This is a genomic window from Burkholderia sp. HI2500 (genome assembly GCF_002223055.1).
GTDB lineage: Bacteria > Pseudomonadota > Gammaproteobacteria > Burkholderiales > Burkholderiaceae > Burkholderia.
This window is the reverse complement of record NZ_NKFL01000006.1, coordinates 874,391-886,417: the sequence shown is the minus strand read 5'-3', so window position 1 is coordinate 886,417 and position 12,027 is coordinate 874,391. Positions and strand designations below refer to the sequence as shown.

Genomic DNA, 12,027 nt, shown 5'->3' with positions numbered 1-12,027 from the left:
TCGATCAGCTCGCGACGCTGCTGGCAGCCAGCGCGCGGTCGCGCAGCTCGGCTTCGCGCGCCTTGTGTTCTTCGCTGAAGCGCACGGCCATCGCGCACAGCGCGGTCGCGGTGACGGCCAGGCCGAGCAGGCTCAGCGTGTGCTGCACGTCGCCGACACCCTTCAGCAGGAAGCTGGCGGCCACCGCGCCGACGTTGCCGCCCGCGCCGACGATCCCCGCCACGCCACCGAGTGCCTTGCGGTCGATGAACGGCACCAGCGCGTAGGTCGCGCCGCAGGCCATGTGCGTGAAGAGGCCGAACGCGAGCATCGCGACGAGCGCGATGCCGACGCTTTGCGCATGCGAGAACCAGATCAACCCGAGCCCTTCGCCGACGATCAGCGCGCACAGCAGCGTCGCGCGCACGTCGAGGCTGCGGCGCGCGGCGATCCTGTCGGACAGCCAGCCGCCGAGCGCACGCGCGAACAGCGCGAGCAGCCCGAACAGGCCGACCGCGAACCCGGCGTCCTTCAGCGACAGGCTGAAGTGATCGACGTAGTACAGCGCGGCGATGTTGTGGATGAACACCTCGACGCCGAAGCACGCGCCGTACGTGACGAACAGCATCCACACGCGATAGTTGCCGCAGGCCGCGAAGAAGCTCGCCCAGCCACCCTTCTTGCCGCTGTCGACCGTCACGCCCGCCTTGCGCAGCGCGATGATGTCGCCTTGCGGGCAATCCTGCGTGAAGCGCCAGTACGCCCAGGCCATCACGAGCATCGCGACGCCCGGTACGACCAGCGCGATGCGCCACGACGAATCCTCGCCGAAGCCGAGCATCAGGCCGGCAGCGACGAGCAGCGGCATCAGCGCCTGCGTCGCGCCTGCGCCGGCGTTACCCCAGCCGGCCGTCGTCGCGTTCGCGGTGCCGACCACGTTCGGCGCGAACATCACCGACGTGTGGTACTGCGTGATCACGAAGCCCGCGCCGATCGCGCCGATGCCGAGCCGGCAGATCAGGAACGACAGGTAATCGTGCGTGAACGACACCGCGAACACGGGGATCGCGCCGAGCAGCAGCAGGCCCACGTACACGCGACGCGGGCCGAAGCGGTCGCACAGCGGGCCGACCAGCAGCCGCACGGCGATCGTCGCGGCCACCGCCGCGATGTTGATGTTGGCGACCTGTGCGGCCGTCAGGTGAAATTCGCGTGCGATCAGCGGCATCAGCGGCGCGCACGCGAACCACGCGAAGAAACACACGAAGAACGCCATCCACGTCAGGTGGAACGCGCGCATCGGCGCGGTGCGGAAGCTGAAGAGATCGATACGGGTAGCTTTGTCGGTCATGTCATCCGCCAAACGAAAAACGGCGTCCTGCGCACCCGGTCTCGTCGAGACCCGATGCGTAGGACGCCGTTGCCCATGAAGCCCGTTGCCGGGCGCGTCGGTAATCGGTACTGCCGGACGAATCGCCATTGATCCGCCCGAACCTCCCAACGCAAACGCCGTGCCACGTCGTCGCGAATCGGGCCCACATCCCCGCCACGCAAGGCGCGTCGGGCGTCATGCGACGCGCGGCGCCACGTCACCCACGATGCGTCGTGAGGCAGCGAGGCACAGATGTGGTGCGATGCAGCACTGTCGTCGTGCGACATCGCGGTGCGTGCTGACGAGGCACGATGCACGTCGATGCGGCATTGCGGCTGCCCGCGCGCGGCGGCCGCCTTCACGCTCGGGGCCATCGCGCGGCGCAATGCGCACCGTTGCCGCCGCCCCCCGCGCGACGCGTCATGCCGGTTGGCCCGGATATTGCTGAATCCGCCGCATGACACCGGCAACGGCGCCGGTGGGCAGTCCCCACAACCCATGCCCGTCATTCAGGCGGGCCGATCAGGACAACGGCGTCCTTCCGTGCGCGGCACGGCCGGATGCCGGTGCGTTTCGACCGCCCGTCGCCGCCGCGCAAGACAATGCGCTATCGACCGCCCCATGCAGGCGGCACTGGAACACGACATGACGACAGGCAAAGTCACGCTGCTGGGCGCCGGCCCCGGCGATCCCGATCTCCTCACGCTGAAGGCCGTGAAGGCCTTGGCCGCCGCCGACGTGCTGCTGCTCGACGATCTCGTCGCGCCCGGCATCGTCGAACTCGCGCCGCAGGCACGCGTGATCCGCGTCGGCAAGCGCGGCGGCTGCCGCTCCACGCCGCAGGCATTCATCGAGAAGCTGATGCGCCGCTACGCGCTGCGCGGCGCCCACGTGGTGCGCGTGAAAGGCGGCGATGCGCTGCTGTTCGGGCGCGCCGGCGAAGAACTCGCGACGCTGCGCGCCGCCGCGATTCCGGTCGAGATCGTCAACGGCATCTCGTCGGGCTTCGCGGCCGCCGCGAGCCTCGGCATCTCGCTCACGCACCGCGCGCATTGCCACGGCGTCACGTTCGTCACCGCGCACCGTCAGGACCACGGCGAACCCGACTGGGCGCGTCTCGCGGCGACCGGCACCACGCTCGCGATCTACATGGGCATGAGCCGCGTCGACGGCATTGCCGCCGGCCTGCTGGCCGTGCTGTCGCCCTCGACGCCGGCCGCGGCCGTGCAATGGGCCGGCACGCCCGATGAACGCCGCTGGACCGGCACGCTCGGCGGTCTCGCGCGCGGCATCGACGCAGCGCGGCTCGGCAGCCCGGCCGTGATCCTCGTCGGCGGCGCGATCGGCGAAGCAGCCGTGCAGCACGTGCCGGACGCGGGCGCCGCGATCGAGACGGCCTTGTCCCGGGCCGCGTAGCATGCGCGACGCCACGCGGCACCGGCCGCCCCCCTATCATGAATACGGCGGCACCGGCCGCCGGGCCGCCGTGCGCGGCACCGACACGATGTCCGCACGGGGCCGCCGCCCCCGATCCGCCCATCGCGCCACGCTTTCGCCGCCGCCGTTCACGTCATGAGTACGTCTGCTTCTTCCTCCCGCCTGCGCGTGCTGCTCGTCACCGACACCGACAAGCCGATCGGCGAGCTCGGCGACGCGCTCGCGCACCTCGGCTACGAGATGCTGAACGACGTCGCGACGCCCGCGCGCCTGCCGGCCGCCGTCGAGGAGCAACATCCCGACGTCGTGATCATCGATACCGATTCACCGTCGCGCGACACGCTCGAGCAGCTTGCCGTGATGCACGCCACCGCGCCGCGCCCCGTGCTGATGTTCAGCCATGACGCCAACCAGTCGCTGATCCGCGCGGCGGTCGGCGCGGGCGTCAGCGCGTATCTCGTCGAAGGGCTGTCGGCCGAGCGCCTCGCGCCGATTCTCGAAGTCGCGCTTGCCCGCTTCTCGCACGACGACGCGCTGCGCCGCCGGCTGGCCGACGTCGAGCGCGAGCTCGCGGAGCGCAAACTGATCGACCGCGCGAAGCGCTTGCTGATGGATGAGCGCAAGCTGTCCGAACACGACGCCTACGCGGCGCTGCGCAAGCGCGCGATGGACCAGGGCCTGCGCATCGTCGACGTCGCGCGGCAACTGCTCGACGCGTCACCCCAGTCATGAATGTCATGGATACCTCCTCTCCCGCCGCGCCGGAACGCGCACATCTTCGCCTCGGGTTCGTCGCGCTGAGCGACGCGGCCCCGCTGATCGTCGCGCAGCGCCTGAACCTCGGCGAACGGCACGGCCTCACGCTCGAGCTCAGCCGCCAGCCGTCGTGGGCCACCGTGCGCGACAAGCTGCTGAGCGGCGAGCTCGACGCCGCGCATGCGCTGTACGGGCTCGTCTGCGGATTGCAGCTCGGGATCGGCGGCCCGCAGGCCGACATGGCCGCGCTGATGGTGCTGAACCGCAACGGCCAGGCGATCTCGTTGTCGCGCGGCCTCGCCGACGCGTATCGCGCCAGCGGCAGCGTGCGCGACGCGTTCGCGACGCTCGGCCGCAAGCCGCTCCTTGCCCAGACGTTCCCGACCGGCACGCACGCGATGTGGCTGAACCACTGGCTCGCATCGCACGACGTCGATCCGCTGCACGACGTGCGCAGCGTCGTGATCCCGCCGCCGGAGATGGTGGCCGCGCTCGCCGGCGGCGAGCTCGACGGCTTCTGCGCCGGCGAGCCGTGGCATGCGGTGGCCGAGGCCTGCGGCGCGGGGCGGACCGTTGCCGTCACGAGCGAGATCTGGCCCGATCATCCGGAGAAGGTGCTCGCGGCCCGGCGCGATTTCGTCGCGCTGTATCCGGCCACGGCCCGCGCGCTGATCCGCACGCTCGTCGATGCCTGCGCCTGGCTCGACAGTGCCGCGCACCGTCGCGAGGCGGCCGACTGGCTCGCGTCGCCCGATGCGCTCGGCGTGCCGGCCCGGCTGATCGCGCCGCGCCTGCTCGGCGACTACGGCTCAGGCCCGTTCGCCGTGCCGCCGCTGCCGATCCGCTTCCACGACGGCGGCGCCGTGAACCGCCCCGATCCGCGCGAAGGCGAGTGGTTCCTGTCCCAATACCGGCGCTGGGGCATGCTCGACGGCGCGCACGACGACGCGGGGATCGCCCGGGCGATCGCGCAAACCGCGTTGTATGATGCTGCCGTCGCCGAAAGCGGCGCACCGGGCCTGTCGCAGGCGTGATGCGCGCCGCATGATGCAGGCGGCGCGCGCTCCCGCGCCACGCCTGTCCGGGCCGCCTGCCGGCGCCCGGCACGCGGCCCCGGGTGACGCCGCATGACCACTCCGTCCCCCGATCCGATTCGATGCCAAAACCCACGCGCGCGCCGCTCGACGTGCTGCTCACCGAAATCCGCGCGTGCCGTGCCTGCGAAGCCGACCTGCCGCTCGGCCCGCGCCCCGTCGTGCGCGCCCATCGCGACGCGCGCATCCTGATCGTCGGGCAGGCGCCGGGGGCACGCGTCCATGCAAGCGGCATCCCGTGGGACGACGCGAGCGGCCAGCGGCTGCGCGGCTGGCTCGACGTCGATGCCGACACGTTCTACGACGAGACGCGCTTCGCGATCGTGCCGATGGGCTTCTGCTACCCGGGCCGCGGCACAAGCGGCGACAACCCGCCGCGCCCCGAATGCGCGCCGCTGTGGATCGACCGATTGCTCGCCGAGCTGCCGTCGATCCGGCTCACGCTGCTGATCGGCCAGTACGCGCAGCGGCATTTCCTGCGCGAGTCGCGCAAGGCCACGCTGACCGACACCGTGCACGCGTGGCGCGACTATGGCCCCGACGTGTTGCCGCTGCCGCATCCGTCGCCGCGCAACCAGGCGTGGTTCAAGCACCACCCGTGGTTCGACTCCGAGGTCGTGCCCGAACTGCGGCGCCGAATCGCGCCGCTGGTTGCCCGATAAACGCACACCGCTGCCATGTCGCGACGCGTCGCGACATCCCCGTTATCCGTATCGAATCAAGCATGAACGACACCCCCACCGACCTCGACTTTGCCTGCAACGGCTGCGGCGGGTGCTGCCGCGACCTGCGCATTCCGCTGACGATCGACGAGGCCACCGATTGGCTGCAGCGCGGCGGCCACGTGGAGTTGCTGTGCGACGCGATGCCGTGGCTCGTCGAGCCCGAGCCCGACAACGCGTTCGCCGCGTACAAGCGCGTGCGCTCGAGCGCCGCGCTCAGCGGCTCGCTGCCCGTCCGCATCACGGTCATGCTCACCGCGACCCATGCCGGGCCATGCCCGAACCTCGGCGATGACATGCGCTGCGCGATCTACGACGCGCGGCCGCTCGTGTGCCGGATCTATCCGGCCGAAGTGAATCCGTTCGTGCCGCTGGTGCCGGACGGCAAGCAATGCACGCCCGACGCGTGGCAGCAGGCGCCGTTCGTCCGCGGCGGCACGATCGTCGACGCGGCCACCCGCGAGAACATCGCGCGCTCGCGTGCGGCGAGCGAAGCCGAGACGCCGCTGCGGGCGCGGTTGTGCGCGATGCTGGGGATCGATACGGCGGCGGTGGCCAACGAAGGGTTCGCGGTCCATGCGCCGCCGGCTGCCGCGCTGCTCGCCGCGCTGACGGCTTTGACGGCGCAGCGCGCAGCGGAGTCGGCCCCGGCCAGCGCCGACGCCGCCATCGCCTGGACGCTGGTGTCGAACCGTACGTCGACGCTGGATGCGCTCGTGTCGGTCGGCGCGGCAGCTCAGCGTGCCGATAGCGCCAACCCGCATGCCAGTTATCTCGGCTTCCATCCGGACGAGTGATCGCCGCGCGGCACGCCGCGAGCGACACCGGGCGAAGCCGTGCGGCCGCACGGATCGCCGCCGCGCCCGGTTCGCTGTACCATCGCGGCTCAACCGCGTCACGAACAGCAGAATCCTTCATGCCCTCCACCGCCCCGCCGCGCCTGTACGGGATGCCCGAACGCAGCGACCGGCTCGACTTCTACATCCGCGACCAGGCGTCGCGCCAGGCGATCACCGAGCCGCACCGGCACGCGTATTTCCAGATCCAGTTCAATCTCGGCGGCGACACCGAGCAGCGAATCGGCGGCGTCACGCGGCCGTTTCCGCGCGGCGCGCTCGCGTTCGTGCTGCCGCACCGCGAGCACCTGATCCCGCATCCGGAAGGCGCGCACTTCATCGTGATCAACTTCAGCCAGGCGTTCCTGCGCGCCGATCTCGACGTCGACCCGCTCGATCTCGAGGACGTGCCCGCGCACCGCTTTCCCGAGCTGACGCCATTCCGCTTCCAGGAACACCTCGACTTCATCCTGACCGGCGACACCTACGAAGAAGCGCGCCGCCTCGCGCTGTGCATGCTCGACACCGATCGCGTGCGCACGTTCGGCTCGACCACGCTGCTGCGCGGCTACCTGCTGCAGCTGATCGGGCTCGTCTGCACGCAGTACGCGGGTGCGCTCGACAAGCTCGCGCAGCGCGGCGCCCAGCGCGCGGGCCGGCGCGACGCGCTCGCGCGCGTGCTGCGCCACGTGCGCGCCAACCTGACCCGCGAGGACCTGACGCTCGCCGCGACCGCCGAGGCCGCGTTCCTGTCGCCCAACTACCTCGCGCACCTGGTCCGCAAGGAAACCGGCAGCACCTTCACCGATCTCGTGACCGAGCGCCGGATCGCGCTCGCGCAGTCGCTGCTGGCCCATACCAGCCGGCGCATCGCCGATATCGCACGCTCGGTCGGCTTCCGCGACGAAGGGTATTTCGCGCGGCGCTTCCGTGCGCGGGTCGGCGTGTCGCCGAAGGCGTACCGGGACGCGAACGCCGCGCGGCCGGACGGCGACGATTCCCCGGCGGCGGCCGACGCGTAGTTTTGTCCCGGTAAAACGCAGTTGCGTCGCATCCGGCCGCACGGCTGTCGGGTATCGTTTCACGCATGCCGGCCCGTGCACCGCACGGGCGCGGCATCCGTCTTATCACCGAACGAGGCCATCCGATGTCCGCTTATGTCATCGACGCTGCCGAGCGTCCTTCCGTCGAAGTCGACCAGTCGTCCGCGCGCTTTCCGGTGCGCCGCGTCTTCTGCGTCGGCCGCAACTACGCCGACCACGCGCGCGAAATGGGTGCCGATCCCGACCGCGAACCGCCGTTCTTCTTCACGAAGCCGGCCGACGCGATCGTCCCGGCCAGCGGCACCGTCGCCTATCCGCCGCTGACGAACGACCTTCATCACGAAATCGAGCTGGTCGTCGCGATCGGCAAGGACGGCCGGTCGATCGACCCGGCCGACGCACTGTCGCACGTGTGGGGCTACGGCGTCGGCGTCGACCTCACGCGCCGCGACCTGCAGGCCGAAGCGAAGAAGCTGAGCCGTCCGTGGGACTGGGCGAAGGGCTTCGACGCATCGGGCCCCGTGACTCCGCTGCGCGCGGCAGCGGCCACCGGCCACCCGGCGACGGGCCGCATCTGGCTCGCGGTCAACGGCGACACGCGCCAGCAAGGCGATCTGGCCGACATGATCTGGGCCGTGCCCGACGTCATCGCGTATGTGTCGCGCTCGGTCGAGCTGAAGGCCGGCGACCTGATCTTCACCGGCACGCCGGCGGGTGTCGGCGCGCTGCAGCCGGGCGATCGCGTCACGGGCGGCGTCGACGGCGTCGCGACGTTCGAATTCGTCGTGGGCGCGAAGCCGTAAACCATAAGCCGACACGCAGCACGCACGGCGGCCGCCTGCGCGGGGCCGCCGTGCGCTATCCCGCTTTCGGTCGGTCGTAGCGGCGCAGGAATGCGTCGGCGACGGCCGGCGGATTCAGCGCCTTCGCCGATTCGTTTTCCAGCGCCTCGGCCGCGTCGTCGTCGCTGATCGACACGAACAGCGTGATCGCCGCCCGGTCGTCGCCCGTGCCGAACAGGCCTTCGCGGTCGAGCAGCCGCAACGCCGCGATCATGTCGGCGTGCAGTTGCCGCGAAAATTCCGGGAATCTCGAGCGGATGAACTGCGGGCTCAACACGTCATCGGCGAGCTTGCCGCAGATCGCATTGAACGGCGACGCTTCCGCCGCCGCGTACGCCCATTCGGAGAAACCCCACGCATACCACGGGTCGTCGTCCGGGACGGCCTGCTGCTCGCGGATCCGGCGCAGCCCTTCGACCGAATTGGCTGCCGGCACCACCGTCATCGCGCCGCTGTCGGTATACAGCGCGAATGCGTAGAAATGCTCGTCCGGGTGCAGCGCCCGCAGCGCCCTGAATGTCGCTCTCGCGGCGTCGGCAATGTCTCGCTGGAAATCAGAAAAGTCGCTCATCGCATCCTCGTCCAGTCGCCCTTCCCGCGTCGGAGCATGCTCGGCGCGCGGCGGGTTCGTCGTCTCCCGATAATCGATCGATTGTCCGCCAATCGTTCACGGCACGGTAGCGGTGCCAGCCCCCATGTCCGATGCCGCGTGTCTTCGTTCACCGCCCCGCGTCCCGCGCATCGAACACCCGCACGCAGACGGCAGCCGCCAGGGCGATCGCGGCCGACAGCAGCATCATCGCGAGCGGCGCATAGCCCGCGTTGCCGGCTGTCAGCACCGCCCCCGTCAGCGACGAAAGCGCGGCCCCGCCAGCGATCGTCATCGCGCCGGCCAGCCCCGACGCACTCCCCGCCAGTTCCGGGCGCACCGACACTGCGCCTGCATGCGCGCCGGGATTCGTCAGCCCGTTGCCGATGCCGACCAGCACGCACGGCCCGAACCACGCGATCGCCTGCGTCGCGCCACCGAACCTTAGCGCGAGCCCGATCAACGGCCCCGCGCACGCGACCACCCGCCCGCACAGGATCGTCGTGGCCAGCGCGTAGCGGCGCGCGTAACGCGCGGCCAGGAAGCTGCCGCACACGAAGCCGGCCGTGATGGTTCCCATGTAGAAGCCGATCTCCGCCGGCGCGATGCCGAACACCGTTTGCGCGGCGAGCGGCGCACCGGCCAGAAACGCGTAGAACGCGCCGCTCGAAAACGCCATGCAAAGCGCGTAGGCCCAGAAACGGCGCGCGCGGAGCAGCGCCGGATACGCACGAAGCTGCTGCCCGAGGCTCGACGACCGGTTCGCATGGGTTTCGACGAGGTCGAACGCACACCAGACGAACAGCGCGATGCCCACCGCGCCGAGCAGCCAGAAGCTCGCGCGCCAGCCCAACGCCTGGTCGAGCGCGCCGCCGAGCGTGGGGCCGAGCATCGGCGCGAACGCGGCCGCCATCGCCGCATAGCCGATCCGGCTCGCGGCGCGCGCACCGCCGCCGGTGTCCCGGATCGTCGCCATCGACACCGGATAGACCGACGTGATCGCCGCCTGCATCAGCCTGCATGCCAGAAACGCCCGAATATCGGTCGCCATCGCGCAGCCGAGCGAGCCGAGCGCGAACACGCCGACGCTCGCCAGTACGACCGGCCGCCGCCCGAACCGGTCCGACAGCGGCCCCATCACGAATTCGAGCAACGCGGCCACCGCCGCGTAACCGCCGAGCGACAGCGCGACGAGCGCATAGTCGGCGCGCAGGTCGCGTGCGATGGCCGGCAGCGACGGCAGGAACAGGCTCAGCGGCAGCACCGAGCACGCACACAGCAGGATCAGCGTCGCGAGTCTCGGCGACGCCCGTTCGGAAGCGATCGGCAGGTTCGATTGCAAGCGGATGCCCTCCGCGCACGTGCCGCACGGCCGTGCGCAATGCAAAAAAAAGCCCCCGAACGAGTCGGGGGCGCATGGGTGCCGGCGCGGTGCCGCTACCGGACCCTGCGCCTGGGTACTACTACGATGATGAATGCTGCGTTCATGCCGGATGGCTCCTGAATGCGTCGCTGACTGCGTGCGAGATGGGACGATGGTAGGCGGACGATGCCGAGCGCGTCAACGCCCTAACGCGCACGCACCGACACGAATTTCCGGGCGTTGTTGCGCTGGATCAGCACCGCGATCACGCTGCCGTTCGCTTCGAGCGTCGGTATGTCATCGGGCGTCTCGAGCAGCGTGTCGTTGAGCTCCAGCACGACATCGCCCGGTTGAATACCGGCCTTGGCTGCCGGGCCGTGCACCGCGTCCACCATCATCCCGACGGCGAGCCCCGTCGAGCGGCGCTCGTCGTCGCTGAGCGCATGCATCGTCAGCCCGAGGCGGTCGCCGCCGTCGGCAGCCGCTGCTCCCGCCGCCGGTCGTGCAGCCGCCTTCGGCGCGGCCATGGCGACAGCAGGGCCGGCGGTGCCGGCGGCCTCGTCGGCGCCCGTGATCGTCAGCATCACCGGCGCGCGGTTGCGGATCAGCCGCAGCGGCGCCTTCTGGCCCGGCGGCAGCGCGGCGGCCAGGTCGTTCAGCTCGGCCGAACGGCCGATCGTCTTGTCGCCCAGCTTCACGATCACGTCGCCGGGCTTCACGCCGGCCGCGGCGGCCGGCGAGCCGGGCGCGACGCCGTTGACGAGCGCGCCCGCCGGCCGCGGCAGCCCGAACGCCGCGGCCAGCCCGATGCCGACATCCTGCACGTCGACGCCGATCGCATTGCCGGACGACGACTCGCCCGGCGCCTGGGCCTGCTGCGCTTGCGCCTGCATCTGCTTCTGCAGTTGCGCACGCACCTTTGCGGCAAACGCGATCGGGATCGCGAACGTCGTGCTCGCGTAGCGGTCGGTGCCCGTGTAGACCTGCACTGCGATGCCGATCACGTCGCCGGCCCGATTGAAGACGGGGCCACCGGAGTTGTCGGGGTTCGGCGCGATGTCGGTTTCGAAGAACGGAAACGCGCTGCCGTCCGGCAGCCGGTGCGACGTCGCGCTGACGATGCCGGCCGTAACCGTGTTGCCCGATCCGTCCGGCGCGCCGATCGTCATCACCGGCTCGCCCGCGCGGACCTTCGACGAATCGCCGACGCGCACGAACGGCAGCTTCGTTGCGTTGACACGCAGCACGGCGACATCGCTTTGCGGATCGACGGCCAGCACGGTCGCCTTGAATTCGCGGCGGTCGGTGAGCCGCACCGTCACGTCGGTCGCATCGTCGACCACGTGGGCGGACGTGAGGATCACGCCGTCGGCGCTGACGATGAAACCCGAGCCGCTGCCCGATACCGCGCGCGGCGCGGTGTCGGGTGCTGGCGCCTGCTGGCCTGGCGCCTGCGGGCCCTGCGCGGGCGGCGGTGCGTCACGCCGGAAGAACGCCGCGAGCGGATCGTCGGGATCGAGGGTCGTGAACGACGGGCCGCTCGCCTGCTGGTCGGGTGCGGCGGTCATGACGGTCACGACGGCCGGGCCGTAGCGGTCGACGATCGCCGGAAAATCGACCGGCATCGCGTAAGGCGCGACAGCCGGCCGTTGCTTCATCGGATGCGGCGTGACGGGCGGCGAGAGGGTTCCGGCAAGGACGGCCGGCGGGGCCGGCAAACAGCCGGCAAACACGCCCCCGATCAACGCGGTGCGAAGCACGGCGCGAGCAAGCGTCTGGCGAACCACGGTGCACCTCCCCCGGGAGTCACGGCGCCGACATGCGCGAGACGCGCAGGCGCTCGACAAGGCCCGGTACACCCATCCATTTATAGTCCACGCGGCCTGTTCGACCATACGAATCGAAACCCGAATGCCGGGCGGCGCGGCAAGCGCGGAGCCGCGACGGTGGCCGTTTCGAACAAAGTGTGCGGTTCGTCAATCCGCACAAGTCCG

Annotated in this window: 11 protein-coding genes; 7 read left to right on the top strand and 4 right to left on the bottom strand. The window is 70.7% G+C overall.

The genetic code is table 11. From position 1 onward, the window contains the following. Positions 1-4: 4 nt before the first annotated feature. Positions 5-1,330, bottom strand: a complete 1,326-nt coding sequence (locus tag CFB45_RS21730) for an MFS transporter (protein WP_089427318.1) — start codon at positions 1,328-1,330, stop codon at positions 5-7. A 666-nt stretch (positions 1,331-1,996) separates the two neighbouring features. Between CFB45_RS21730 and cobA the strand changes: the two genes are divergently transcribed. The 7 genes from cobA to CFB45_RS21690 all read left to right on the top strand — a co-directional run bounded on the left by cobA (position 1,997) and on the right by CFB45_RS21690 (position 8,042). Then, complete coding sequence (cobA, locus tag CFB45_RS21720) at positions 1,997-2,767, top strand: uroporphyrinogen-III C-methyltransferase (RefSeq protein ID WP_089429078.1); 771 nt, start codon at positions 1,997-1,999, stop codon at positions 2,765-2,767. Between the two features lie 156 nt (positions 2,768-2,923). Beyond that, on the top strand, positions 2,924-3,520 hold the full coding sequence (locus tag CFB45_RS21715) for an ANTAR domain-containing response regulator (RefSeq protein WP_089427317.1): 597 nt from the start codon (positions 2,924-2,926) through the stop codon (positions 3,518-3,520). Between the two features lie 5 nt (positions 3,521-3,525). After that, positions 3,526-4,578, top strand: coding sequence for a CmpA/NrtA family ABC transporter substrate-binding protein (locus CFB45_RS21710; RefSeq protein WP_089427316.1), 1,053 nt, complete (start codon positions 3,526-3,528; stop codon positions 4,576-4,578). 122 nt (positions 4,579-4,700) lie between these two features. After that, positions 4,701-5,300 carry a uracil-DNA glycosylase family protein gene (locus CFB45_RS21705; protein WP_089427315.1) on the top strand — a complete coding sequence of 200 codons (600 nt, stop codon included), beginning with the start codon at positions 4,701-4,703 and terminating at the stop codon, positions 5,298-5,300. A 62-nt stretch (positions 5,301-5,362) separates the two neighbouring features. After that, complete coding sequence (locus CFB45_RS21700; protein ID WP_089427314.1) at positions 5,363-6,157, top strand: YkgJ family cysteine cluster protein; 795 nt, start codon at positions 5,363-5,365, stop codon at positions 6,155-6,157. Between the two features lie 119 nt (positions 6,158-6,276). Continuing rightward, positions 6,277-7,218, top strand: coding sequence for a helix-turn-helix transcriptional regulator (locus CFB45_RS21695; protein ID WP_089429077.1), 942 nt, complete (start codon positions 6,277-6,279; stop codon positions 7,216-7,218). 125 nt (positions 7,219-7,343) lie between these two features. Continuing rightward, positions 7,344-8,042 carry a fumarylacetoacetate hydrolase family protein gene (locus CFB45_RS21690; RefSeq protein ID WP_089427313.1) on the top strand — a complete coding sequence of 233 codons (699 nt, stop codon included), beginning with the start codon at positions 7,344-7,346 and terminating at the stop codon, positions 8,040-8,042. Positions 8,043-8,097: 55 nt separating this feature from the next. Here CFB45_RS21690 and CFB45_RS21685 read toward each other — a convergent pair whose 3' ends face one another. The 3 genes from CFB45_RS21685 to CFB45_RS21675 all read right to left on the bottom strand — a co-directional run bounded on the left by CFB45_RS21685 (position 8,098) and on the right by CFB45_RS21675 (position 11,820). Further along, positions 8,098-8,652 (bottom strand): DUF4303 domain-containing protein, encoded by a 555-nt coding sequence (locus tag CFB45_RS21685; RefSeq protein ID WP_089427312.1) that lies wholly within the window; start codon positions 8,650-8,652, stop codon positions 8,098-8,100. A 148-nt stretch (positions 8,653-8,800) separates the two neighbouring features. After that, positions 8,801-10,012 carry an MFS transporter gene (locus CFB45_RS21680; protein WP_089427311.1) on the bottom strand — a complete coding sequence of 404 codons (1,212 nt, stop codon included), beginning with the start codon at positions 10,010-10,012 and terminating at the stop codon, positions 8,801-8,803. Between the two features lie 227 nt (positions 10,013-10,239). Continuing rightward, complete coding sequence (locus CFB45_RS21675) at positions 10,240-11,820, bottom strand: trypsin-like peptidase domain-containing protein (RefSeq protein ID WP_089427310.1); 1,581 nt, start codon at positions 11,818-11,820, stop codon at positions 10,240-10,242. Positions 11,821-12,027 lie beyond the last annotated feature (207 nt).